This is a genomic window from Vibrio sp. 1401 (genome assembly GCF_033340295.1).
This window is the reverse complement of record NZ_JAWOWF010000061.1, coordinates 1-25,509: the sequence shown is the minus strand read 5'-3', so window position 1 is coordinate 25,509 and position 25,509 is coordinate 1. Positions and strand designations below refer to the sequence as shown.

Sequence of the window (25,509 nt, the reverse complement as noted above, 5' to 3'; positions counted from 1 at the left end):
GCCGACTACCGGAATCGAACTGGTGACCTACTGATTACAAGTCAGTTGCTCTACCTACTGAGCTAAGTCGGCACACTTTATTCTTTGTGCTTTTGTCCGTGTTATAACATTTCGTTAAGACACCAACAAATCAAATTGTGGTGCCCGGAGGCGGAATCGAACCACCGACACGAGGATTTTCAATCCTCTGCTCTACCGACTGAGCTATCCGGGCAACGGAGCGCTATTAAACGGATTTTCCCGCGTTGCGTCAACCACTTTTTTTAAATAATTTCAAAAAAGTGGTTGTTCGAACGCTTTTTATTCAACTGTCACTACAAAGTTTGCTTCGAGTTAAATTCCTTTTTGAAATTTGTAACTTTTTCTAGGTAGCGACGCGCTTCTGCGTTCGGGTGTTTCTTGGTTAACGCCCAATAAACTTGGTTGGGTTGCAATGAATTAAGATCTTGCATTGCGCGTTTGCGATCACTGCGATGAAATGTGTTTAAAACTCCTCCAGTACCGCCATTGTAAGCTGAAATCATGCTGTACTCGAGAGAGGTAGGGTGGCGGACTTCTCTTAAATAACGATTTTTTAAGATATAGAAATACGCAGTACCAGTATCTATGTTGTTTTCTGGATTAAACAAATATTCAGGGCTTGGTTGGCCCGAGCGCTTTTTCACGAGTTTGAACACATCTCGTCCCGCTGTTTTAGGTACAACTTGCATTAGGCCATATGCATTTGCCCAACTTACCGCGTATGGGTTGAAACTGCTCTCGGTTTTAATAATGGCGTATATCAAGTCTTCTGGAATGTCGTATTTCTTGGAAGCTCGACGCACGATATCGGCGTATTGGTAGCTGCGAGTTGAAAAGTGGTCTTCAACCATGGGAATTTCGACGTAATACGCTTTCTTGAAATCTACATTTTTGGTTTTTATTTTATTTGCGATGAGGTATTCCGCAAATCGGTTTGCCCGCCAAGACCATTGAATTGGCTTATTGTCTTGGTCGACAACTTGTTTATACAGGAATGGTTGCCCCTCTAACGTGATACCTTTAGAGGAGAATAAGTCGACGTGAGCGGGATCGTCTGGTGTTAATAAGGTGGTGACAATCGCGTCTTTTAGGTGTTTTTGGGGCTCGGTCGGTGATACGGTCTCTATCGTGATCACGCCTTTGCGAAAGTCGACCTCGGCGCGGCTAAGGTAGTTATCGATGTACTTAACGTAATTACTCTTGCCTGCGTACTTGATTTCTTTTTTACCCCAGCGCTTTTGAATATTGCCTGAAAAGCTATTGATTAAGGCATCTAGCGCCGCAGTATCTTTTTCAAATTGTCCTGGTAGCTCAGCTAAGTTATTGGCAAAACGGTTTGTTGGCTCGTAGTTGACGTCATAAATCTTTTCGACGAATTCACGGCTACAGCCTGCCATTAAAAGTGCGGCAGCAATAAAGACAATTTTTTTCATAAGTATCAGAGTTATTGAAGGTAATAGAAAAATGACACCACAAATGGTTGTGATGTCATTGTTTAACTCAAGCGACTTTATTCGCTCGGCGGTGTGTAACCTTCGATATGAACGTCTTTTCCTTCAAAGAGGAAATTTACCATTTCTGTTTCGATCAGTTTGCGGTGTTCTGGATCCATCATGTTGAGTTTCTTCTCGTTGATCAACATGGTTTGTTTGTGTTGCCACTGAGCCCACGCTTCTTTCGAGATGTTGTCGAAAATGCGTTTACCTAGTTCACCAGGGTAAAGTTGAAAGTCTAGACCTTCGCCTTCTTTCTTTAGTCGAGCACAAAATACAGTGCGGCTCATAATGACTCCTTGTATTCAATTAACGAAGTTCGTGGGGTAGCGTTTCCAGCAATAGTTTTACTGGCGCGGCTAAACCGACTTCTTCAGGTTTAGATAAGTTATACCAAAGACCTTTGTTGCCTTCCATTATCACGTCCGGTTGCTTTGATAAATCAATCAAAATTGGCGTGATATCTAGGTGGTAATGGCTGAATGTATGACGAAAGGTAATCAGTGTTTGCTTCTGTTTGATATTGCTGGCTTGAATGCCGCGTTGATCCAGTAGCAATTCAATGTCGCTTTCTGCATCCACATGTTCGGTTTGTGGGAAGCAGAATAAGCCACCCCAAATGCCTGTTTGTGGTCTTTGCTCCAACCACACCTCATGACCATTTTCGGTGTTGTGGTGAAGCATCACGAAACGAGTTTGCTTGATTGGTTTATCTTTCTTCGGTTTTTTGCCCGGGTAGTCGAGCACATTACCTTGTTGTTTTGCCACACACAGGTCAGCAACAGGGCAGAGGCTACATTTGGGTTTGCTGCGAGTGCAGACCATTGCGCCCATGTCCATCATTGCCTGGTTATACTTATCTACATCCGTTTGTGGGGTATGCGTTTCGGCAATTTCCCACAGCTGGTTTTCAACCTTTTTTTGTCCTGGCCATCCTGCAACTGCGAAACAGCGGGATAGGGTGCGCTTCACGTTACCATCAAGAATCGCGTGTGGTTGTTTATACACAGACGATAAAATGGCGGCAGCAGTAGAGCGACCAATCCCCGGTAGGGCGTTCATTTTCTCTATATCAAGAGGAAACTCACCATTGTATGTAGAGGCGACCTCTTGTGCTGCTTTGTGAAGGTTACGGGCTCGGGCGTAATACCCTAAGCCAGTCCAAAGGTGTAGGACTTCATCTTGCTCAGCATTGGCAAGATCGATTACGGTTGGAAAGCGCTCCAAGAAACGTTGGTAATACGGAATAACCGTAGTGACCTGAGTTTGCTGAAGCATAATTTCAGACAACCAGACACTGTATGCGGTCTTATTTTGTTGCCACGGAAGATCTTTTCTTCCATATGCGTCATACCATTCTAGGATGGCACTGGCGAAAGGTGTCACGACTTGCTCTGTATTCTATTATTGGTTAGGTGCAAAATTGCACCACATAATGGGCAAGAAGTACAACGGATAAACAGTAGGGATATAAAGAGGTGTTTCGTTGCTTTTGGATTGCCATAGACCAAGAGCTCAACAAATACTTGCACCTAAGTAAATTCTTTGGATAATCCCCGCTTTGATTAATCAATGTGCAGGCAAAATCAATGAGTGAAGTAACCACTAACGAATACAACGAAGACGGAAAGCTGATCCGCAAAATCCGCAGCTTTGTACGCCGTGAAGGGCGTTTGACTAAAGGTCAAGAGAGCGCGATGAATGAATGCTGGCCTACGATGGGTATTGACTTCAAAGCTGAACTTCTCGATTGGAAAGAGGTGTTTGGCAACGATAACCCAGTAGTGCTTGAGATCGGTTTTGGTATGGGTGCTTCATTGGTTGAAATGGCAAAGAACGCGCCAGAGAAAAACTTCATCGGTATCGAAGTTCATAGCCCAGGCGTGGGTGCTTGTCTTGCCGATGCTCGCGAAGCGGGAATTACTAACCTGCGTGTAATGTGTCACGATGCGGTAGAAGTATTCGAACACATGATCCCAAATGGCAGCTTATCGACACTGCAATTGTTCTTCCCAGACCCTTGGCATAAGAAGCGTCACCACAAGCGTCGTATTGTTCAATTAGGTTTTGCGGAAATGGTGCGTGAGAAGCTTATCCCTAATGAAGGTATTTTCCACATGGCGACCGACTGGGAAAACTACGCAGAGCACATGATTGAAGTGATGAACCAAGCGCCTGGTTTCGAAAACATTGCTAAAGATGGTGATTTCGTTCCTCGTCCAGACGATCGCCCGCTAACGAAGTTTGAAGCTCGTGGTCACCGTCTTGGTCACGGTGTTTGGGATATCAAATATAAGCGTATTGCGTAACCAGAGGAGTTCATGGGATGTACCATTACGCGATATTAGCGAATCCGGGTCATAACCGAATTTACTTTGATAGCGCAATGACCATTGCCTGTTCTGAGCTAAAAGCAATTTTAGCTTCACAAGGCGTGGATGTGACAGAAATTGGTAGTAAAGACGTTGGCTTACCTGCTGCGTTGGTGTTTTCTTGTCAGGAAGCGCTAACCGATGAGCAGGCGCGAAGAATCGCAGCCTCTTCGATTTACTATGCGCTATTTGAAGTGCGCGAAGATGGTTTACTTCGACCAGTTCAAGCGCCCGTATTTAACACTTTCCCGGAAAGTATGAGCCAGATTTTGCGCTACACCGGGAAAACAAACGAGCAGTTTACCCGTTTGATGGTGAATATCGGCATTAGTGCGTCCAATACGGGAAGTGAACAACTGACCTTAATGGATCCAATGTGTGGTAAAGGTACAACCTTATTTGAAGGCTTGATCCACGGTTTGAACGTGGTAGGGGTTGAGATCAACGCCAAGTGGGTGCAAGAGATCCAGACCTTTATTGTTAAGTTCATGAAGAATGGCCGCTTTAAGCACAAAGTGAGCAAAGAAAAGCGCACTGCGGGTGGCAAGAAAGTGGCGGATGGTTTCGTGGTTGAAGCTGCAGCAAATAAAGAAGATTACAACCAAGGCAATCTTCAGTTTATGAAGCTGTATTCGGCTGATACTCGTATCGCTGATCAAGTCGTGAAAAAGAACTCAGTTGATGTGATGGTGTCTGATCTGCCTTATGGCGTGCAGCACGGCAGCAAAAATGCCAAGGACAGCAAACTGAACCGTAGTCCACTAGAGCTTTTAAAAGAGGCTCTGCCTGCATGGAAAGTGGTATTGAAAAAGCAAGGTTCAGTGGTGTTGTCTTTCAATGAATTCACATTGAAATGGAAAGATGTCGCGGCATTATTTGAAGAGCAAGGTTGGAAGGTACTTTCAGAAGAGCCTTACATCGGTTATCTTCACCGTGTTGATCAATCTATCAACCGCAATATTATTGTGGCAGTAAAACCATAATCGACTTGAGTCGAACGAACCCTATGGAAAAGCCAACGACACGTTGGCTTTTTTTACCTCTGAGCTCAACGAGTTCTCTTGTAAATAGAAGGTAGAGAATGAAACCGACAGTGGAAATTTTGACAGATATTTTGGCGGAAGTACGCCCTTTAATCGGCCAAGGTAAAGTGGCTGATTATATTCCTGCTCTGGCAAAAGTACCCAGCAACAAGTTAGGTATTGCGGTATACACCAACGAAGGTGAGGTTATTAAGGCGGGTGATGCCGATGAACCTTTCTCTATCCAATCTATTTCAAAAGCATTGAGCTTGACGTTAGCGATGTGCTTGTACAAGCAAGAAGAAATTTGGTCTCGAGTGGGAAAAGAGCCTTCGGGGCAGGCATTTAATTCGCTAATCCAGCTAGAAATGGAGCAAGGTATTCCTCGTAATCCATTTATAAATGCTGGAGCGATAGTAGTGGCAGATTTGTTACAAACTCGCTTATCTGCACCTCGTCAGCGCCTGTTGGAATTTGTGCGTCAGCTTTCTGGTGATACCCATATTGTGTATGACAAAGTCGTTGCGGCATCCGAAATGATGCATGGTGATCGTAATGCGGCGATTGCATATCTCATGCGTTCGTTTGGCAACTTCGAAAATGAAGTGATTCCAGTACTACAAAACTACTTCCACGCTTGTGCGCTGAAGATGAGTTGCGTCGATTTGGCTAAAACGTTTAGCTATTTAGCAAACAAGGGCACATCGGTACAAACGGGTAAGCCTGTAGTTTCTCCTGTGCAAACCAAACAACTTAATGCACTGTTAGCAACGTGTGGCTTGTATGATGGCGCGGGCGAGTTTGCTTATCGCGTTGGAATGCCTGGTAAGTCTGGTGTTGGTGGTGGCATTATCGCGGTAGTACCTGGTGAAATGACCATTTCAGTATGGTCTCCAGAGCTTGATCCTTCAGGTAACTCGCTTGCGGGTACTAAGGCGCTTGAGCTGCTCTCAGAGCGAATTGGCCGTTCAATTTTCTAATGTTGGAAATGTGTCAACCTTATTTAGGACGGCACAGTTTCTAAATAAAAAGCCTCTCAATTGAGAGGCTTTTTTTGTTTTGGGGTTGCGTTACTCTTCGCTTTCTTCGGCCATAAAGGCTTCGAGCAAATCATTAAGGAAGAGCTTCCCTTTTTCAGTAATTTGCCAGTGGGTAGGCGTTTCACTCAGGTAGCCCATTTCTATCGCCCAGTTGATGGTTTCTTGAATCGTACTGAGCGGTAAGCCCGTAGTGTCTACATAATCTTGCTTCGGACAGGCTTCGATTAAGCGGAATCGGTTCATAAAGAACTCGAATGGACGATCTTCATCCAGGACGACATGTTCTGTATGCAGATAAGGTTTGACCATATTTTGATAAGCCGCTAAATAGCCTCGCGGGTGTTTTACCTTTGTCGTTCGAATAATACGTCCGTCGGTAAAACTGAGTTTGCCATGAGAGCCACAACCGATACCAAGGTAATCACCAAAGCGCCAGTAGTTGAGGTTGTGCTGACACTGATAGCCCGGCTTACTGTAACCGGAGATTTCATACTGCACATAACCCGCAGCTGCAAGTTTTTGGTGTCCGAGCTCGAAAATATCCCACAAGTCATCATCGTCAGGTAGCGTTGGTGGCTTGTAGTAAAACATGGTGTTTGGTTCGATGGTCAGCTGATACCAAGACAAGTGCGGCGGTGCCAACTCAATCGCTTTGTCCAAATCTGCCAAGGCTTGTTCGATGCTTTGATCAGGTAAGCCGTGCATGAGATCGAGGTTAAAGCTGTTCAAACCGATTTGGTGCGCCAGCTTAGCAGCATTGACGGCTTCGTCTTGGCCGTGAATGCGCCCCAAACGCTCAAGCTTCTGCTGCTCAAAGCTTTGCACGCCGATAGAGATACGCGTTACCCCGGCTTTACGGTAGCCAACAAAACGCTCTGCTTCGATGGTGCCTGGGTTCGCTTCCATGGTAATTTCGATTTCAGGCTTGAACGGAATACGCGCTTCAATGCCCTTAAGTAGACGCTCGATACCTTCTGCCGAAATCAAACTCGGCGTACCACCACCAATGAAGATTGAATGCAGTGGACGTGGCGCTTCGTTAAGTCGGTATTTCTCAATGTCGGTATCCAAATCTTCTAAAAGGGCACTGATGTACTCTTCTTCTGGAATCTCGGTTTTGAGCGCGTGAGAGTTAAAGTCGCAATACGGGCACTTTTGCACACACCACGGGATGTGTACATACAAGCTGAGTGCTGGGGGCGTTAACATGGTCTAATTCGCTCGTGATTACTGAGACACTTGCTCAGACAGTTGAGCAAACAACGACTTGAGCGCTTTACCGCGGTGAGACAGTTGTTTCTTACGTGCAGGTTCAAGTTCGGCTGACGCACAGTTGTCTTCAGGAACAAAGAAGATTGGGTCGTAGCCAAAGCCATTTTCACCGTGTGCTTCAGTTAGAATTCGGCCTTCCCATTTACCGTGACAGACGATAGGCGTTGGGTCGTTCTCGTGACGCATGAGGACTAATACACAGTGGAAACGTGCTGTACGCTCTGCTTCTGGTACGCCTTCCATTGCCGCTAGCAATTTTTCTAGATTCTCTTGATCAGATGCGCTCTCGCCTGCGTAACGTGCAGAGTAAATGCCCGGAGCGCCTTTTAAGAAATCGACTTCTAAGCCAGAGTCATCTGCAATCGCAGGAAGCCCTGTTTCTTGTGCGGCATGGCGAGCTTTAATGATTGCGTTTTCAATGAAAGTTGTACCCGTTTCAGCTACTTCCGATACATTGAATTCACTTTGCGCTAATACTTCAAAGCCGAAGTCAGACAACAAATCTGCCATTTCACGAACTTTGCCTTGGTTACCAGTTGCTAGCACAATTTTTTTCATGGGAATCTCTTTTAATAGTGATAGAGGAGAACAAATCGTTCTCCTCTAGATATTCTTTAACTAATAAGTGGTTTTTAGCCTGCTTAGATCCAAAAGCTTTTGGAACATCACAACCCAATTACTCTTCAACATAAAACTTCTGGGTGAATTTAAGCTTACCTGAGCCTTTGTTTCCAGCTTTTACGTCAATATCGAAAGTAAAAGTTTCTTCGTGGGTAATTGGCAGTTCGGCTAAATAGTATATCGCATTGCCTTCTTTGACTTCACGAAAGGTCAAGGTCTGAGTTTGGCCGATAAGGTTCTTCGCGCGTCCAGCAATTTTTGCTTCTAATGCTGGCTTACCCAATGAAGCTCTATCTAACACGCTAATATTAACCACAGCGAGGTATCCATTACGTTTGATATCGTAGCTACGTGCGACTTTGGGTGTTAGGAATGTTGAGTTAAACGCGACATAGTGTACTTCGATATCTTTCATATTTTTAAACTGATCGGCGAAGCTTGGTAACGACAACAGGCTAATCAGTAATGCGGTAATCCATTTGCTCATTGTTACTTCCTCAAAGCACTTGTTATAAAACAACCATAGCTGCAATTTTACCTTGGTCAGGGGTAAAAAATGCGTACTCAGTCGTTGGTATTAGTAAGTGTGGTACAAAATCGTAAATAAAAAGCCATCATAAGATGGCTTTAATTTCTGTCGGTATCTGGGTAGGCGATTCTATCCGAATTTGTTTGTGCCGTCCTAATTCACCTTTTTCTATGTGAACCAAGCCCTTAGCGATTTTAAACTGCTTGGCTAAGAACTTAGTTAGGTGTGCATTAGCTTTGCCATCGACAGGTGGAGCAGTAATGGCGATTTTTAGCTCTTCACCATGCAAGCCAACGATTTTATCGCGGCTAGCTTTAGGTTGAATATAGAGCTTCAGGATGATGTCCTCACCATCTTGCCAAACTGCAGCTGACATTATAGCTGGAACCAAATTGGACCAATGATATCGCCCATTAAGAAGTTCGCGAACTGCAAGCCGATAAATAACACCAGTACGCTTAAATCAAGACCACCAATAGCCGGAAGAATACGACGGATTGGAGCGCACATTGGCTCGGTCAGTTGATGGAATACGTACTCGATAGGGCTGCGGCCTTGGCTTACCCAGCTCAAAATTGCACGGATCAATAGTACCCAGAACAATAGGCCACCTGCGGCTTTGATTAATGATAATAAGCCCAAGAATAAGAAGTCAGCACTGAAAGAGACGGAACCGTTCGAAGCTATTAGGATAAGCACGACAAATTTAAGCACACACAACACGTAGGCAAACAACACGGTTGCTAGGTCAATATTCCCCACGGAAGGGATAACGCGGCGCAATGGACCAATGACCGGCTGAGTCGCTTTTACCATAAATTGCGAGAATGGGTTGTAGAAGTCTGCGCGCGCAGCTTGCAACCAAATTCGCAAAATTACGACCATGATGTACAGGTCAAATAGGGTTGAGATGAGAAAACTCATTGAATTCATAAGGTACCCTTAACAAGTGATGGATGATACTAAACGGAGTTCATCCAAATAATTAAAACAGTTTTTCCATTTCTTCCGCGCGAGCCACAGCAGCTTGCATGGCTTTAGCGACAATATCTGAAAGTTGATGTTCGTTGAATGTACGCAGTGCTTCTGCCGTTGTCCCACCTTTCGAAGTTACGTTCTCACGCAGGGTCGATAGCTCAGTTTCTGGGTTGCTAACCACCATACTGGCCGCGCCCAGTGCAGCTTGCTGAACCAATAGTCGAGCGGTCTCTTTATCAAAGCCTTGCGCAATCGCTTCTGCTTGCATCGCTTCCATAAACAGGAAGAAGTATGCTGGAGCACTGCCCGCTGCGGCAATCACATTATTGATGCCAGACTCTTGCTCAACCCAACATACTTTACCGACCGCTTCCATTAACTCTGCGGCAAAAGCTTTGTCGTGCTCGGTTACATGAGTTGGTGCGAACAACCCACTCATACCCAATCCAAGTTGTGATGGCGTATTTGGCATAACACGAACCAAGTTCAATTTGGTGGCTAGCATATCATCCAATCGTGAACAGTTGATGCCTGCGGCAATAGAAATCACCAGTTTATTAGTGAAATCGATCGATTGCAGTGGTTTACAGACATCCGCCATCATTTGCGGTTTTACAGACAATACCACCACATCCGCCTCGGTCGCAGCTTGGATGTTATCGCTGGTGGTACGGATGCCAAAATCTTGTTCTAGCAGAAGGCGGCGAGCCTCTGAAGGAGCCGTCGCGGTAATGTTTTGCGCTGGGTATCCGTTAGCAACCAAGCCGGAAACAATGGCTCTCACCATGTTGCCAGCACCAATGAAGGCGATTTTTTTATGTTCCATTTGTCTGATTTCCATCATGATATTTAGAATTTGTTGTGCGCTCAGGTGTATAATGGCGCCGCTGTTACTTACTGCTCCTATTGGCGAGTAAGATGATTGCGCATTTACGCTCTAACGATTGGCGACATAACTTATGTCGCGAGTGAGCGTTTTGTTGATTTAGCTGTAGTCTCGTGCGCCGAAAATAGCGGTTCCAATACGAACCATTGTACTACCAGCTTCGATTGCAGCGGTCATATCACCACTCATTCCCATTGATAATGTATCGATTTCCGGGAACTGTGCTTCGAGTGTTTGCTTCAACGTAGCCAACTTCTGAAATTCACGGAGTTGTGATTCGTAGTCAGACACGTTGGCAGGAATCGACATCAACCCTCTTAAAGTGAGGTTAGGTAGGCGAGAAATCAACTCCGCCAGCTCGAATACTTCCGCTTCAGTGACACCAGACTTAGATGCCTCACCACTGGTGTTAACCTGAATCAGAACTTGTAGCGGTTTAAGTTCGCTTGGACGCTGATCATTCAGGCGTTGAGCAATCTTGGTTCGATCGATGGTGTGAACCCAATCGAAATGTTCGGCAACAAGTCGCGATTTATTCGACTGAATCGGGCCAATGAAGTGCCATTCGATTCGATTATCTGGATAATGCTCGGCAAAGTGCTGAACTTTACTGACGCCCTCTTGGACGTAGTTTTCACCAAAGGCGGTTTGTCCCGCTTGGTAGGCTTCGAGAATTGCCTCGACAGGTTTAGTTTTGCTTACCGCTAGAAGTTGCACTGACTCTGGAGTTCGACCACATTTTTGCTCGTCATATCGAATTTGAGAGGTGATATGTTCAATATTTTGTTGAATACTACTCATAGCTGTACTTTAGACTTAAGGATTTTAAATGGATATCACTGAGTTACTGGATTTTAGTGTAAAACATAATGCCTCGGATCTACATCTTTCTGCAGGTGTCCCACCAATGGTTCGTATTGATGGGGATGTGAGAAAACTAGGCATTCCAGCGTTTACACACCAAGAAGTGCATCGTTTGGTTTTCGAAATCATGAACGATGCCCAACGCAGTGAGTTCGAAGAAAAACTCGAAGTCGATTTCTCTTTTGAGTTGCATAACGTTGGCCGTTTCCGTGTCAACGCTTTCAACCAATCTCGCGGTTGTGCGGCAGTATTCCGTACCATTCCAAGTAGCATTCCAACTCTGGAAGAGCTAGAAGCGCCAGAGATCTTCAAAAAAATTGCGAACGCTGAAAAAGGCTTAGTTCTGGTCACTGGCCCAACAGGTTCAGGTAAATCGACGACCTTAGCAGCCATTGTTGACTACATTAACCGTAATCACAACAAGCACGTACTCACAATTGAAGATCCGATTGAATTTGTTCACAACAACAATAAATGTTTGATCAACCAGCGTGAAGTTCACCGTGACACCCATAGTTTCCAAAACGCACTGCGCAGCGCATTGCGTGAAGACCCGGATGTCATTCTGGTTGGTGAGATGCGTGACAAAGAAACCATCAGCCTTGCGTTAACGGCGGCGGAAACGGGGCACTTAGTGTTCGGCACGTTACATACCAGCTCGGCGGCAAAAACCATTGACCGTATTATCGATGTGTTTCCTGGTAGTGATAAAGATATGGTTCGCTCGATGCTATCTGAGTCCCTTCGTTCGGTTATCGCGCAAAAGCTTCTGAAGCGTAATGGTGGTGGCCGTATTGCATGCCATGAAATTATGATGGCAACGCCTGCGATTCGCAACTTGATCCGCGAAGACAAAGTCGCGCAGATGTATTCGGTCATTCAAACAGGTGCGGCTCACGGCATGCAAACCATGGAGCAAAATGCTCGTCAGTTAATGGCGCAAGGCATGGTTGCTCGTGAAGAGGTCGATAGTAAGATCGGATTAGAAGTGCAGCAATTCTCGTAACGTTCATACAGATAATGGTGAATACGGAAGATGGATCTAGATAAATTTCTCGAAGGCATGTTGGCGCTGAAAGCGTCGGATCTTTACATCACGGTTGGAGCGCCAATTCTATTTCGTGTGGATGGCGAATTGCGTCCGCAAGGGGAAAAACTCACCGAGAGTGATGTGGCTGCATTACTCGACAGCGCTATGGAACCAGATCGGCGTCAGGAATTTCGTAAAAGTCGCGAGTCGAATTTTGCCATTGTGAGAGATTGTGGCCGCTTCCGTGTGAGTGCCTTTTTTCAACGCGAGTTACCAGGCGCAGTGATTCGTCGTATTGAAACTAATATTCCTACTTTTGAGCAGTTAAAGTTACCGTTAGTGTTGCAAGATTTGGCGATAGCTAAGCGTGGTTTGGTGCTGGTGGTCGGTGCTACTGGATCGGGTAAATCGACCACCATGGCGGCGATGACAGGCTATCGAAACAGCAATAAAACCGGGCACATTTTGACGGTCGAAGATCCGATCGAGTTCGTGCATGAACACAAGCGCTGTATCGTGACTCAACGTGAAGTTGGGTTAGATACGGAAAGCTATGAAGTTGCGCTTAAAAACTCGCTGCGCCAAGCACCAGATATGATTTTGATTGGTGAGATCCGTAGCCGTGAAACAATGGAATACGCGATGACCTTCGCCGAAACGGGTCACCTGTGTATGGCAACGTTGCACGCCAACAATGCAAACCAAGCTTTAGAGCGCATTCTTCACTTGGTACCGAAAGATCAAAAAGAACAATTCTTGTTCGATTTGTCGATGAACCTAAAAGGCGTGGTTGGTCAGCAGCTGATCCGAGATAAAAATGGGCAGGGACGTCATGGTGTATTTGAGATCTTGCTAAATAGCCCACGTGTGTCGGATTTGATTCGTCGCGGAGATTTACATGAGTTGAAGTCAACCATGGCTCGCTCAAATGAGTTTGGTATGCTGACGTTCGATCAATCTCTTTATAAGTTAGTGATGCAAGGTAAGATCAGCGAAGAGGATGCACTACATAGTGCCGACTCAGCGAATGATCTGCGCCTGATGTTGAAAACGCAGCGTGGTGAAGCATTCTCTACGGGCAGTTTGGCAAACGTTAAGATCGATATGGATTAATCCAATCCAGAAACAAAAAAGGTTGGCAGAAGCCAACCTTTTTTCATTGTGCTTGAAGTGTTTACTCACCCCAAAGGGCTTCAAACCAGCTTTCTAGAATCACCACCGCTGACTGGCAGTCAACATTACCTTTCGATAGGGCTTTGTAGCCGCCCATGCTGAACAACTCCGCACGAGCTTCTGCAGTAGATAAACGCTCATCATGCAGCTCAACAGGCAATCCGTATCGGCCTTGCAGACGCTTAGCAAATTTTCGTGCACGAGGGGTTATGGTCTCAAGGTCTTTACCATGCAGATCGGTCGGTAAACCGACCACTAGCAAATCTGGTTGCCACTCTTTGATTTGCTTTTCGATATCGTCCCAGTTTGGAATACCGTCATTGGCTTTAAAGGCTTTTAATGGGGAAGCTGTACCAGTAATTTCTTGGCCAATAGCGCTACCAATGCTTTTGGTTCCAAAGTCAAAAGCCATAATTGTGCGTGACATAAGGTGTCTCTATCTAATGTAACTGTATATTTGGACTAAGCATGTCCAGAGTCTGCTGAAAGGTGACTTGGGTCGATACCCAGCTTTTCGACCGCTTTCTTCCAACGCTCGTTGATTGGTGTATTAAAGATAATTTCAGGCGTCGCTTCAATGGTGAGCCAAGAGTTTTCGACCAGCTCACTTTCTAATTGGCCTGCACTCCAACCGGAGTAGCCAAGTGCCACTAAGTAATCACTTGGTTCTGCTTCTGTTCCTAACACCGACAGAATATCACGCGAAGTGGTTACCGCGAGGTCATCGGTCATTTGGACGCTGGACTCGTAGTAATCTTTGGGTTTATGCAAAATAAAGCCACGATCTTCCGAGATTGGGCCGCCATTATAAACTGGTCTATCTAGACTGGCTTCAAATAGGCGCGGGTGTACTGGCTGAACTTCCACCTGCTTGAGCATGTTGCCGACGGTGATATCAACAGGAGCATTGATCATCAGCCCCATAGCGCCGTCTTCGTTGTGCTCACAAACGTAGATCACGCTGTTTTGAAAGTACGGATCTTTCATCCCAGGCATGGCAACCAAAAAGTGATTTGTGAGATTCATACTCATACTGACCCTTAACTCTCGTAAATGCCCTTAAGCAAACATCATACAATTTACATCTAGGTATGTGCATGAGTTTGCTTAAGTTAATGTACTACGCTCTCTATTAACTGTAATACAGTTTGAGTTATTCGCCTTTTACTCGACGCTCAATCGCATCCATCAGCTTGCCTGTGATTGAGATATCAAAAGCTGCTTCAATTTCGCGAATACAGGTTGGGCTGGTGACGTTGATTTCTGTTAGCTTGTCGCCAATTACGTCAAGGCCAACAAAGATAAGGCCTTTTTCTTTCAGTGTCGGAGCAACGGTTTGCGCAATTTTGAGGTCGGTTTCGCTTAGCGGACGAGCTTCACCAGTACCACCAGCGGCTAGGTTGCCGCGCGTTTCGCCTTTAGCAGGAATGCGTGCTAGACAGTAAGGCATAGGTTCGCCATCTACCACTAGGATACGTTTGTCACCGTTGCTGATGTCTGGCACGAAGGTTTGTGCCATTGCGTAGTTTTGACCGTGGTTAGTCAATGTCTCGATGATTACAGAGACGTTTGGATCGTTTTCTTTTACACGGAAGATGGACGCGCCACCCATACCATCAAGCGGTTTCAGGATGACATCACCATGTTTTTCACGAAATTCTTTAATTTTTTCTGCTTTTCGCGTCACGATCGTTGTAGGTGTCAGCTCTGGGAACCATGCTGTAAACAGCTTTTCGTTACAATCACGTAAGCTTTGAGGCTTGTTAACGATCAGTGCACCCTGTTCTTCTGCACGCTCAAGGATGTAAGTCGCGTAGATGTATTCAGTATCAAACGGAGGATCTTTACGCATTAGCACCGCGTCTAGCTCAGACAGTTCGATAGTTTGCTCTGATTTGAACTCGTACCAACCGTTTGGATCTTCTTTTAGTTCTACCACTTTAGTATCTGCAATGGCAACGCCTTGATCGAGATGCAGATCATTCATTTCCATGTAGTGGATTTCATAGCCGCGTCGTTGCGCTTCAAGCATCATGGCAAAGCTAGAGTCTTTTTTGATGTTAATGGACGAGATTGGGTCCATTACGATACCGAGTTTGATCATTATTTTTCTCCGTTTAACCAAGATCGCCGAAACGAACTTGTAAGGCTGTAATTGCTGTCAGAGCCGCTGTTTCGGTACGCAGAACGCGAGGGCCGAGTAGCGTTTCTTCAAATTGGTATTCTCGAGTCATCTCGATTTCTTCAGACGATAAACCGCCTTCAGGACCGATCAGTAGGCGCACTTTTTCAACCGGGGTTGGCAAAGTGTTGATTGAGTATTTAGCACGAGGGTGAAGGTTAAGCTTTAAACCATCGTACTCTTCTTTACACCACTCTTCCAAGCTCATAATTGGACGAATTTCGGGCACGACATTACGCCCACATTGCTCACAGGCACTGATGGCGATTTTCTGCCATTGCGCGAGTTTTTTCTCAAAACGCTTTTGGTCAAGCTTGACACCACAACGTTCAGAAATCAGAGGAGTGATGGTATTGACGCCAAGTTCAACAGACTTTTGGATGGTGAACTCCATCTTATCGCCACGTGAAATGACTTGACCAAGGTGCAGATCTAAAGGGGATTCAATACTGTTTTCTACGCGCTCGGTGATGTTAACCAAAACTGATTTTTTGCTGACTTCACTGATAACCGCTGGGAACTCTGCGCCACTGCCGTCAAAAAGGAGAACGTCTTGGCCTTCTTTCATGCGCAAAACACGACCGATATGGCCTGCTGCGTCGTCACTTAAAGCAAGTGAGCCAAGTTGATGAATGGTTTCTGGATGATAAATTCGAGGGGTACGCATGAGATTTCCAGCAAGAGAATAAACTTAAACCCTAACATGGATGCTTTGCACCGAAAAAACAAGGGGCAAGAAGCGTTTCAATATCAGTAATTGAAACGCTTCGAGGTCGGAGGTTACAGTGCGCGGCAGGCTTCTTGAACAAATGGGTTGTGATTGCCCTGTACTTTTGCAATGCGCTCGTCACGCTCACATTCCCATTTATCGACAGGATAGGTTTTGTTCCAAGCACTCATTAATTGCGTTTGCTGCTTCGACAGTTTGAAACCGTACTCTTTGCTCATGTATAGATAGGTACGAGCAATTGAGCCACGCGCACGGTCTGGTGGCATGACTTTACGCTGCTTAAAGTTCACTTGCATCTCACAGCGACCATAACTCACGCCATCCATACCGTTCCATTGGCTGAAGTTGTAGTTCGAACGGTCACCGTTTACTTCACCAATAGCAGGAGTTAGGTTGTGCAAGTCTGCTTCCATCAAACGAAAAGTTTTGTCTTTTTTCTTACAGTTTTTACGTCCGCCATCTTGCCAGCATTGACGCTGGTGGCCAAATTGCCACGCAGGAACCACATGCTCCCATTCGATTCGTGCAGCCCGTTTTTCTTGTTTACGGACTTGGTAGCCGCAAGAGGCTAAATCGGGTAAGCCTTTCTTGCCTTGCCATTGAATGTTACAGCCACAGTAGAAGCTTGTTGGATGGTCTTGATAAATTTTGACCGCCTCACGTTTGGCTGCAGAGAATGAGCTCGGTGGCGCGGCAATCGCAGTGCTAGAAAGCGCGATAAGCAACAGAGAGAATAAGTATTTCATGATAAAAGTCTTTATAAAGTATGACTTTATTCATGATAACACGCATAAAATAGCTTTAGTGATGAGTAAGTTAACAATAGTTGGCGAAGGGAAGGTTTTGATCAAATCGATCTTTATTTTGGGAACGCAAGTAACACTATGAGGTAAGGGCTACGATAATTGAATACCGGTGAAGTTAAGTGGTTGGCGGCATTTTTGACAAGAGTACGTCGCCTCTTTGCGCAGCACTTTATTATGACGGCGAATCGATAGAGGGTAGGTCATACAACCACAACGATACTCAAAGGTTTTACCTTGAACGGATTTTACTTCAAAGCTGTGAGTGGTTTTGGCTGGTACGTTAAATACGGCTTCCATGACGCCTTTCCATTCTTTGCCGTGAGGCCTAACTCGCCCGTAAACCTGATAAGTAATCAGGTGTGCTACTTCATGAGGAATGACTTCATCTAAGAATGCTTGGGTGTTTTCGCGAAATAAAACAGAGTTTAGGCGTACTTGATTTAATTGAAGGTAGGCTTTTCCTGCCGCTTTCCCACGAACGTCGAAGGTGATTGTTGGAATCGGGAAAGAACGTTTGAAAGCTTGTTCCGCCATCGCGATACAGTCCGCCATCACTTGCTTGGCTTTATAGCTGAGTTCTATATCCACAATTCACCTCGATAAATCAAATAAAAAAGCCCCCGCATTTGCGAGGGCCAGATCATAGCATCAGTTAATTATGGTGTGTGTTTTTTCTTGATGGTGGCATGGTAAGCGTGCCATGTACCGTAGCCTAGAACTGGCATGGTAAACAACATTCCGATCCCGTAGGTCGCAAAGCCGATAAGAATACCGCCACAGATGACCGCTGCCCAAACAATCATTGCTGGAATGTTGGATTTCACGGCATTAAAGCTGGTAAATACAGCGGTCATCATGTCTACGCGACGCTCCATCATGAGCGGAATAGAAAAGGCTGAAATGCTAAACACCACACAAGCCAAAACAAAGCCAACTAAAGAGCCGATGACAAGGAAGGGTAGGAACTCACTTAAAGGTGCCCCTTGAACAGAAGGGTAGAGCGCATGAAGTAGAGCGGCAATGCGCATCCAAAATATCATACACACTGCGAGTAACACGGCGAACGCCCATTGAGATGTTGAGTTACGACCGATCGCTTTCATTGAATGGAACAAGCTTGCTTTGTGTCCGCGCTCTCTCTCCCAACTGGCATCATACAAGCCCAGCGCGAGAAACGGACCGATTAACATGTAAACAATCAAACTGGGCATGACGACCAAGTGTGTGCCTTGCCACTGTACGAGCAAAACAATGCCTATCGCAGCTGCCATAAAACAGATGCCATAGAAAGCACTAATAAGTGGCATTCGCACGAAATCATGCAGACCTAATGCTAGCCAATGAAAAGGTGCAGAAAGATTGACCGTATTGCACGGTATGGTTCTGGCGTATTCGTTGTCTGGCACTTCCTTTCGCTTGTTGTGGAAGTCCGATGGATTAACAGTTCGAGGCATAACTCCTCCTTGATTTATTCCCACATTATCCGCTTATACCAACTGACAGCGGTTTTTGTTCAGTCAAACTTGAAGCGACTTTTTCAAGTTTACATCTGAGCATTGGCTTAGTTTGGTATCGGCCATAAAGATGCCTGACTCATGTCTTTACTTAAGTGTTGCTTCCACAGTCGCCAGCATCCGACGTCTCTATTTAAATTGGAATTAACAATATTTTAACTATTGGCGGAGATGGGATAATTTACAAATAATTGCTTAAAATTTATTCGGTATAAAAATGAGGGAGAAACAGGACTGCTTTGTGGCGCAGGGCGGTATGAGTCGAAATGACTAGATAAAAGTTGCTGAAAATAAAAAGCCCCCACCATAGGCGAGGGCTTGATTGATTCTTGCATGGCTTGATTATTTGATGCCAGCGAAATCGCGTAGAAGTGCAGCTTTGTCTGTTGCTTCCCACGGGAATTCTTCACGACCGAAGTGACCGTAAGCCGCTGTCTTCTTGTAGATAGGTTGAAGAAGGTTAAGCATTTCTTGTAGACCGTATGGACGTAGGTCGAAGAATTGACGAACCGCTTCAATGATGATGTCGTGAGATACTTTCTCAGTACCGAACGTTTCCACCATGATAGACGTTGGATCAGCAACACCGATTGCGTAAGAAAGTTGGATCTCACAACGGTCAGCCATGCCTGCCGCTACGATGTTTTTCGCTACGTAGCGTGCTGCGTATGCTGCACTACGGTCAACTTTTGATGGATCTTTACCAGAAAACGCACCGCCACCGTGACGAGCTGCGCCGCCGTAGGTATCTACGATGATCTTACGACCAGTTAGACCACAGTCACCCATAGGACCACCGATTACGAAGCGACCGGTTGGATTAATGAAGAAGTTTGTTTCTTTGTTGATCCACTCAGAAGGTAGCACTGGCTTAATGATCTCTTCCATTACCGCTTCACGCAGGTCTGAAGTTGAGATTGAGTCACAGTGTTGAGTTGAAAGAACAACCGCGTCGATACCAACGATGTTACCTTGATCGTATTGGAATGTTACCTGAGATTTTGCATCAGGACGCAACCAAGGTAGTGTGCCGTTTTTACGAACTTCTGCTTGCTTTTGAACAAGACGGTGAGAGTAAGTAATTGGCGCTGGCATTAGTACTTCAGTTTCGTTACAAGCGTAACCAAACATGATGCCTTGGTCGCCTGCACCTTGTTCTTTAGGGTCAGCTTTATCAACACCTTGGTTGATATCTGGCGACTGTTTACCGATTGTGTTTAGTACCGCACAAGAATCTGCGTCAAAGCCCATATCTGAATGTACGTAGCCGATTTCACGAACGGTTTCACGAGTTAACTCTTCGATGTCTACCCATGCTGAAGTCGTGATTTCACCACCCACCATTACCATACCGGTTTTAACGTAAGTCTCACATGCAACACGAGCCTTTGGATCTTGCTCTAGAATCGCGTCAAGAACCGCATCAGAAATCTGGTCTGCAATTTTATCTGGATGACCTTCTGATACTGACTCAGAAGTAAACAGGTGCTTAGCCATGTTAGCTCCACTATATCTGGTTTAAAACTGGGGAATGATAAACTCTCCAGCGCAAATTAATACTAATTTTTGTAGGTGTATCTACATCTAGACGTCTATTCTAAATTTGATTGCTCGAATTACAAGCTCTTTTTTGGTTTTTGTTACAACCAAACGTTTGCCTGATTTATTGATAATTTTAAGAACTTCGAACGATTTGGCGCGAAAGGTGCAATATTTGTGAGGTTTTGGACTGGAAAACGTTTGCACACCCAACAGGGCTTTGAGAGAATTATGACCTACTTTTCGTTTCGCTTAATGTACTCAGGAGCAGACATGTCGTCTCGTAAACATCTTGCCAATGCAATTCGTGCTCTAAGCATGGATGGTGTTCAACAAGCTAACTCAGGCCACCCAGGCGCACCAATGGGTATGGCTGATATCGCTGAAGTTCTTTGGCGCTCTCACCTAAACCATAACCCTTCAAACCCAGAGTGGGCCGACCGCGATCGCTTTGTGCTGTCAAACGGTCATGGGTCAATGCTTATTTACTCTCTACTGCACTTAAGCGGTTACGAGCTATCTATTGACGATCTGAAACACTTCCGTCAATTGCACTCAAAAACCCCAGGTCACCCAGAGTACGGCTACGCGCCTGGTATCGAGACAACAACGGGTCCTCTAGGTCAAGGCATCACTAACGCTGTTGGTATGGCGATCGCAGAGAAAGCACTAGCGGCACAGTTCAACAAAGAAGGTCACGATATCGTTGACCACTTTACGTATGTGTTCATGGGTGACGGCTGTCTAATGGAAGGCATCTCGCATGAAGCATGCTCTCTTGCTGGGACGTTAGGTCTAGGCAAACTGATCGCGTTTTGGGATGACAACGGCATTTCTATCGACGGTCACGTTGAAGGCTGGTTCTCTGACGATACACCTAAGCGTTTTGAAGCGTACGGCTGGCATGTAATCCCAGCAGTCGATGGTCACGACTCAGACGCGATCAACGCAGCAATTGAAGCAGCAAAAGCGGACCCACGTCCTACGCTTATCTGTACCAAAACAATTATCGGTTTCGGTTCTCCTAACAAGTCTGGTTCGCACGACTGTCACGGTGCACCACTAGGTCACGATGAGATCCAAGCGGCTCGTGAATACCTAGGTTGGGAGTACGGCCCATTTGAGATCCCGGCAGATGTTTACGCTGAGTGGGATGCAAAAGAAGCGGGCGCCGCGAAAGAAGCAGCTTGGAATGAAAAATTCGAGGCATACGCTGCAGCTTACCCTGCTGAAGCGGCAGAGCTTAAACGACGTCTAAACGGCGAACTTCCTGCACAGTGGGAAGAAAAAGCGAACCAAATCATTGCCGATCTTCAAGCAAACCCAGCGAACATTGCATCACGTAAAGCATCGCAAAATGCACTAGAAGCGTTTGGTCAAATGCTTCCTGAGTTTATGGGTGGTTCTGCTGACCTAGCGCCTTCTAACCTGACCATGTGGTCTGGTTCTAAGTCTCTAGAAACGGAGGACTTCTCTGGCAACTACATCCACTACGGTGTACGCGAATTCGGTATGACTGCTATCATCAACGGTATCGCATTGCACGGTGGTTTCGTTCCTTACGGCGCAACATTCCTAATGTTCATGGAATACGCTCGTAACGCAATGCGTATGGCTGCGCTGATGAAAATTCAGAACATCCAAGTTTACACGCATGATTCGATCGGTCTTGGCGAAGATGGCCCAACTCACCAACCTGTTGAGCAAATGGCGTCTCTACGTGTAACTCCAAACATGAGCACATGGCGCCCATGTGACCAAGTTGAGTCTGCAGTTGCATGGAAACTAGCGATTGAACGTAAAGATGCACCAACTGCACTTATCTTCTCTCGTCAAAACCTAGCGCAACAAGAGCGTACTGCTGAACAAGTCGCAGACATCGCGAAAGGTGCTTACATCCTGAAAGATAGCGAAGGTAAGCCTGAGCTAATCCTTATCGCAACAGGTTCTGAGGTTGAGCTTGCAGTGAAAGCCGCTGAGCAACTAACTTCAGAAGGCAAGAAAGTACGCGTTGTTTCAATGCCATCAACAGACGCATTCGACAAACAAGACGCTGCTTACCGTGAATCTGTACTGCCATCAGACGTAACGGCACGTATCGCTATTGAAGCAGGCATTGCGGATTTCTGGTACAAGTACGTAGGCTTCGACGGTCGCATCATCGGTATGACAACATTCGGTGAATCAGCACCTGCTGGTCAGCTATTCGAGATGTTTGGCTTCACGACTGAAAACGTAGTGAACACAGCTAAAGAATTGCTAGCGTAATTGCAGGACCGTCTAAACAGTCGAACGTAAACGACGATTGTTAAACGCTAAAGTTAGAAAGGCCATCATTATGATGGCCTTTTTATTTTTGTCAGGTTTTCCAACCTTGTGGAATGCTTTGGTGAATGCAGTCTAAAAGTACGGATAAGCGCAGTGGTGGTCGTCCTGCTGGTGTATAGCAGTTAATGGAAATAGGCTCAGAAAGCCAACCTTCTAAGCAAGGTGTGATTCGCCCTGGGTGATGTTTCTCATAGCCGCATGCTGTCCAAGTCGGCAGCAGTCCAATACCATGACCATTCGCGATACTATCTATTTGCATTGCTATGTTGTCGCTGTATAAGCGACTAACAAAGGGTTCTAAAAAGAACTCACCGTGTTGAGGGTGTGCTAGCATCAATCCATTTTCTTGCACTGAACCAAAATCGATCCATGGATGTGCTTCAAGTTCTTTGGGGTGCGGTATAGGCCCATGTTGTTTTAGATAATTTGGAGAGGCAAAAGGCGTATAGCGAAATACCCCCAGCACTTCTTTTCGCCAGTCTAGCTCTTTACGTTCACCGAGCCAGATGAACAAATCTGGGTCATGATGCGCCTCAGAAAAGTCACTGGTAAGTTGAACTCTAACATCGGGATTATCAGCAAGAAAACGATTGAGTACGCCGCCGAGCCAGCTTCTAACTAAGGCAGTATGACAAACAATATGCAGTGGCCCTGAAACTTGGTTCGTTAAACCTTGCAGTGCATCATAACTCTCTTCGCTTAACTCAAGAATCTGGCGGCTGTAGTGGGCAAAGATTTCTCCAGCTCTTGTCAGAACTAATCGATTACCTTGTCTGGCGGTTAGAGCCTGACCGAAGTCTTCTTCTAATTGTGCCAAGCGACGACTTAGCGTTGATTTTGGCTGATTAAGGGCTTTAGCAGCGGCTGTCAAACTTTTATGCTGATTGAGCGCATCAAAGGCTCTAATTGATGCTAAGTCGTGCATATTTCTTTTACTCCTTACTGCGTTATGTACGAGTTCCATAAATGGAAAGAACCGTTCCATAACTCTCACTATGCATCTCATTCTATTTGTGAATAATTCACTTTCGAAAATAATAATCATTATCAATTATGGAGATGTAGATGTCTACTCTTAGACTGCCAGTTATTACCGCAACTGGTATTTTAGCCTTCGTCAGTGTCCCTCATGTTTTTGCCAATGATGCAGTTTCTAAAATGGAAACAGTGGTTGTAACTGCATCAAGTTATGAGCAATCTCAAGCGGACGCGCCTGCAAGTATTAGTGTGATTTCACGTGAGGAGTTGGACTCCCGTTATTACCGCGATGTGACTGATGCACTAAAAAGTGTGCCAGGTGTTGTCGTGACAGGTGGTGGTGATACCACCGACATTAGTATCCGTGGTATGGGTTCTAAATACACTTTGATACTGGTCGATGGTAAACGTCAAAGTACGCGTGAAACTCGTCCAAATAGTGACGGCCCTGGTATCGAACAAGGTTGGTTACCTCCTCTTCAAGCGATTGAGCGAATCGAAGTTATTCGTGGCCCAATGTCGACGCTTTACGGTTCTGATGCGATTGGTGGTGTGATTAACGTCATCACACGAAAAGATGCGCTAGAGTGGACGGGTAATGTTCAACTGGGCACGGTACTACAAGAGAATAGTCGCTCAGGGGGAGAGCAGAGCGCGAACTTTTTCGTTAATGGTCCGTTGGCTGAAAATTTATCTCTCCAAGTATATGGTCAGTACACAACCAGAGAAGAAGATGACATCGAATACGGTTATGAAGATAAAGATATGCAGAGTATCTCTTCAAAACTGACTTACCAGATTAATGATCGCCACTCGGTGCAATTAGAGGGCGGCACTTCGGCACAAAGTCGTCGTGGCAATGTGGGCCTTTCAGTGCCGACCACAGGGTGTCGTGGTGGGTGTGAAGATTCACTGAATGAATATCGTCGTAATTACGTAACGGTAAGCCACAACGGTGATTGGGATTCGGTGGGAATTTCAGATACTTACTTACAGCGAGAAGAGAGCGAGAACAAATCTCGTGAGATGACGATCACCAACACCACGTTCAAATCGAGCTTGGTGACTGGTATTGGAAACCATACGTTGACGACGGGTGTGGACGCTACTCATGCAGAGCTTGAGGATTTCACCTCCAACAAAGCGTCATCGAAGACTGAAACATCGAATACGCAGTGGGCTGTTTTCATTGAAGATGAATGGAGAATTGCTGATCCGTTTAGCGTTACGCTTGGCGGCCGTCTAGATCATGACGAAAACTATGGCGCGCATTTTAGTCCGCGTGTTTACGGTGTATGGCGAGTTGATCCGTCTTGGACGGTGAAAGGCGGTGTGGCAACAGGTTTCCGTTCTCCACAATTACGTGAAATTACTCCTGGCTGGGCGCAAGTCAGTGGTGGCGGTAATATCTACGGTAACCCAGATCTTGACCCTGAAACGTCGCTAAACAAAGAAATCAGCGTCTTGTATCAAGGTGATTCTGGCTTAGATGTCTCTTTGACAGCGTTCCATAACGAATTCAAAGACAAGATCACACGTGTTGTTTGTCCAGACACTATCTGTACTGATGGTCCAAACCAATGGGGCGCAGATCCAACGTACCGTATTAACGTGGATGAAGCCGTCACACAAGGTATTGAAGCGACCTTAGCATCGCCGTTAACGGAAACCATTTACCTTAGCTCGAGCTACACATTTACCGACTCAGAGCAAAAAACAGGTGAATACAAAGGCATGCCGCTGCAGCAGTTACCAAAGCATCTGTTTAATGTGGATGTGACTTGGCAAACGACAACAGATCTAGAGAGCTGGGCGAAAGTCACGTACCGAGGTAAAGAAATGGATCCGGTTACTGGCCCATCAAGAAACAGTATTGTAGAACCAGCTTATACCTTTGTGGACGCCGGTGTGACATACCAGTTAACCGACAATACTCGTATTAAAGGCGCTATCTATAACTTGCTGGACGAGGAAATCAGTTACGAAGAATATGGATATATTGAAGATGGTCGTCGCTACTGGTTAGGTTTAGACGTCGCATTTTAATTATCTATCTGACCCGTCCTGATATGGGTTGACACTTTTTAACTAAAACGCTCGATGTACTTCATCGGGCGTTTTGTATTTTAAA

Annotated in this window: 26 protein-coding genes and 2 tRNA genes; 7 read left to right on the top strand and 21 right to left on the bottom strand. The window is 45.6% G+C overall.

The genetic code is table 11. The features are described 5' to 3' along the window. From R7Z77_RS21795 to mutY, 5 genes are all read right to left on the bottom strand, one after another. Nucleotides 1–72 (bottom strand) — tRNA-Thr (locus tag R7Z77_RS21795). Nucleotides 73–138: 66 nt separating this feature from the next. Beyond that, nucleotides 139–214 (bottom strand) — tRNA-Phe (locus tag R7Z77_RS21790). A 100-nt stretch (nt 215–314) separates the two neighbouring features. Next, a complete protein-coding gene (gene mltC / locus R7Z77_RS21785) occupies nt 315–1,454 on the bottom strand; it encodes a membrane-bound lytic murein transglycosylase MltC (RefSeq protein WP_005381001.1) in 1,140 nt (379 codons plus the stop codon). Between the two features lie 77 nt (nt 1,455–1,531). Then, a complete protein-coding gene (locus R7Z77_RS21780) occupies nt 1,532–1,804 on the bottom strand; it encodes an oxidative damage protection protein (protein ID WP_005381002.1) in 273 nt (90 codons plus the stop codon). Nucleotides 1,805–1,823: 19 nt separating this feature from the next. Further along, nucleotides 1,824–2,900 (bottom strand): A/G-specific adenine glycosylase, encoded by a 1,077-nt coding sequence (gene mutY, locus R7Z77_RS21775; protein WP_017635575.1) that lies wholly within the window; start codon nt 2,898–2,900, stop codon nt 1,824–1,826. 203 nt (nt 2,901–3,103) lie between these two features. Between mutY and trmB the strand changes: the two genes are divergently transcribed. The 3 genes from trmB (at nt 3,104) to glsB (ending at nt 5,888) form a co-directional block, all read left to right on the top strand. Continuing rightward, nucleotides 3,104–3,823 carry a tRNA (guanosine(46)-N7)-methyltransferase TrmB gene (trmB, locus tag R7Z77_RS21770; protein ID WP_005384506.1) on the top strand — a complete coding sequence of 240 codons (720 nt, stop codon included), beginning with the start codon at nt 3,104–3,106 and terminating at the stop codon, nt 3,821–3,823. A gap of 17 nt (nt 3,824–3,840) precedes the next feature. After that, nucleotides 3,841–4,869 (top strand): TRM11 family SAM-dependent methyltransferase, encoded by a 1,029-nt coding sequence (locus R7Z77_RS21765; RefSeq protein ID WP_005384509.1) that lies wholly within the window; start codon nt 3,841–3,843, stop codon nt 4,867–4,869. Between the two features lie 98 nt (nt 4,870–4,967). Continuing rightward, on the top strand, nt 4,968–5,888 hold the full coding sequence (glsB, locus tag R7Z77_RS21760) for a glutaminase B (protein ID WP_005381007.1): 921 nt from the start codon (nt 4,968–4,970) through the stop codon (nt 5,886–5,888). Nucleotides 5,889–5,978: 90 nt separating this feature from the next. Here glsB and hemW read toward each other — a convergent pair whose 3' ends face one another. From hemW to R7Z77_RS21725, 7 genes are all read right to left on the bottom strand, one after another. Beyond that, nucleotides 5,979–7,157 (bottom strand): radical SAM family heme chaperone HemW, encoded by a 1,179-nt coding sequence (hemW, locus tag R7Z77_RS21755; protein WP_054577161.1) that lies wholly within the window; start codon nt 7,155–7,157, stop codon nt 5,979–5,981. Nucleotides 7,158–7,175: 18 nt separating this feature from the next. Beyond that, complete coding sequence (locus R7Z77_RS21750) at nt 7,176–7,778, bottom strand: XTP/dITP diphosphatase (RefSeq protein WP_005381009.1); 603 nt, start codon at nt 7,776–7,778, stop codon at nt 7,176–7,178. Nucleotides 7,779–7,896: 118 nt separating this feature from the next. Then, nucleotides 7,897–8,328 (bottom strand): DUF4426 domain-containing protein, encoded by a 432-nt coding sequence (locus R7Z77_RS21745; RefSeq protein ID WP_005381010.1) that lies wholly within the window; start codon nt 8,326–8,328, stop codon nt 7,897–7,899. 127 nt (nt 8,329–8,455) lie between these two features. Continuing rightward, entirely contained in the window at nt 8,456–8,746 is a 291-nt protein-coding gene (yggU, locus tag R7Z77_RS21740) for a DUF167 family protein YggU (RefSeq protein WP_005393980.1), read from the bottom strand. Beyond that, nucleotides 8,746–9,303: a YggT family protein gene (locus tag R7Z77_RS21735; RefSeq protein WP_213890100.1), complete on the bottom strand. Its 558-nt coding sequence runs from the start codon at nt 9,301–9,303 to the stop codon at nt 8,746–8,748. Before R7Z77_RS21735 ends, yggU begins: the two co-directional genes overlap by 1 nt. Before the next feature lie 52 nt (nt 9,304–9,355). Further along, nucleotides 9,356–10,174 (bottom strand): pyrroline-5-carboxylate reductase, encoded by an 819-nt coding sequence (gene proC, locus R7Z77_RS21730; protein ID WP_005381013.1) that lies wholly within the window; start codon nt 10,172–10,174, stop codon nt 9,356–9,358. 159 nt (nt 10,175–10,333) lie between these two features. Beyond that, complete coding sequence (locus R7Z77_RS21725) at nt 10,334–11,035, bottom strand: YggS family pyridoxal phosphate-dependent enzyme (protein ID WP_005384521.1); 702 nt, start codon at nt 11,033–11,035, stop codon at nt 10,334–10,336. A gap of 28 nt (nt 11,036–11,063) precedes the next feature. Between R7Z77_RS21725 and R7Z77_RS21720 the strand changes: the two genes are divergently transcribed. Both R7Z77_RS21720 and R7Z77_RS21715 read left to right on the top strand, forming a co-directional pair. Further along, the gene (locus R7Z77_RS21720; RefSeq protein WP_064377329.1) at nt 11,064–12,104 is read left to right on the top strand and encodes a type IV pilus twitching motility protein PilT; all 1,041 of its coding nucleotides are present in this window, start codon (nt 11,064–11,066) and stop codon (nt 12,102–12,104) included. A 30-nt stretch (nt 12,105–12,134) separates the two neighbouring features. Next, complete coding sequence (locus tag R7Z77_RS21715) at nt 12,135–13,241, top strand: PilT/PilU family type 4a pilus ATPase (RefSeq protein WP_005381016.1); 1,107 nt, start codon at nt 12,135–12,137, stop codon at nt 13,239–13,241. 61 nt (nt 13,242–13,302) lie between these two features. On the opposite strand, the gene ruvX is transcribed toward R7Z77_RS21715, so the two are convergent. The 8 genes from ruvX to metK all read right to left on the bottom strand — a co-directional run bounded on the left by ruvX (nt 13,303) and on the right by metK (nt 20,030). Continuing rightward, nucleotides 13,303–13,728: a Holliday junction resolvase RuvX gene (gene ruvX, locus R7Z77_RS21710; protein ID WP_005381017.1), complete on the bottom strand. Its 426-nt coding sequence runs from the start codon at nt 13,726–13,728 to the stop codon at nt 13,303–13,305. 35 nt (nt 13,729–13,763) lie between these two features. Then, entirely contained in the window at nt 13,764–14,327 is a 564-nt protein-coding gene (locus tag R7Z77_RS21705; protein ID WP_005381020.1) for a YqgE/AlgH family protein, read from the bottom strand. A gap of 127 nt (nt 14,328–14,454) precedes the next feature. Then, complete coding sequence (gshB, locus tag R7Z77_RS21700) at nt 14,455–15,405, bottom strand: glutathione synthase (protein WP_005381021.1); 951 nt, start codon at nt 15,403–15,405, stop codon at nt 14,455–14,457. Between the two features lie 13 nt (nt 15,406–15,418). Further along, nucleotides 15,419–16,150: a 16S rRNA (uracil(1498)-N(3))-methyltransferase gene (rsmE, locus tag R7Z77_RS21695; protein WP_025768830.1), complete on the bottom strand. Its 732-nt coding sequence runs from the start codon at nt 16,148–16,150 to the stop codon at nt 15,419–15,421. A 113-nt stretch (nt 16,151–16,263) separates the two neighbouring features. Then, a complete protein-coding gene (endA, locus tag R7Z77_RS21690; RefSeq protein WP_025768831.1) occupies nt 16,264–16,959 on the bottom strand; it encodes a deoxyribonuclease I in 696 nt (231 codons plus the stop codon). Nucleotides 16,960–17,109: 150 nt separating this feature from the next. Further along, nucleotides 17,110–17,607: a SprT family zinc-dependent metalloprotease gene (locus R7Z77_RS21685; RefSeq protein ID WP_064377331.1), complete on the bottom strand. Its 498-nt coding sequence runs from the start codon at nt 17,605–17,607 to the stop codon at nt 17,110–17,112. A 68-nt stretch (nt 17,608–17,675) separates the two neighbouring features. Then, complete coding sequence (locus R7Z77_RS21680) at nt 17,676–18,473, bottom strand: DUF2189 domain-containing protein (RefSeq protein WP_213890096.1); 798 nt, start codon at nt 18,471–18,473, stop codon at nt 17,676–17,678. Nucleotides 18,474–18,875: 402 nt separating this feature from the next. After that, nucleotides 18,876–20,030 (bottom strand): methionine adenosyltransferase, encoded by a 1,155-nt coding sequence (gene metK, locus R7Z77_RS21675; protein ID WP_005381027.1) that lies wholly within the window; start codon nt 20,028–20,030, stop codon nt 18,876–18,878. Between the two features lie 315 nt (nt 20,031–20,345). On the opposite strand from metK, the gene tkt reads away from it, so the two are divergent. Next, nucleotides 20,346–22,340 carry a transketolase gene (gene tkt / locus R7Z77_RS21670; protein WP_064377335.1) on the top strand — a complete coding sequence of 665 codons (1,995 nt, stop codon included), beginning with the start codon at nt 20,346–20,348 and terminating at the stop codon, nt 22,338–22,340. A 91-nt stretch (nt 22,341–22,431) separates the two neighbouring features. On the opposite strand, the gene R7Z77_RS21665 is transcribed toward tkt, so the two are convergent. Beyond that, nucleotides 22,432–23,325: a LysR family transcriptional regulator gene (locus tag R7Z77_RS21665; protein WP_017633561.1), complete on the bottom strand. Its 894-nt coding sequence runs from the start codon at nt 23,323–23,325 to the stop codon at nt 22,432–22,434. A 140-nt stretch (nt 23,326–23,465) separates the two neighbouring features. Between R7Z77_RS21665 and R7Z77_RS21660 the strand changes: the two genes are divergently transcribed. Beyond that, nucleotides 23,466–25,424 carry a ligand-gated channel protein gene (locus R7Z77_RS21660; protein ID WP_053306783.1) on the top strand — a complete coding sequence of 653 codons (1,959 nt, stop codon included), beginning with the start codon at nt 23,466–23,468 and terminating at the stop codon, nt 25,422–25,424. Nucleotides 25,425–25,509: the final 85 nt, after the last annotated feature.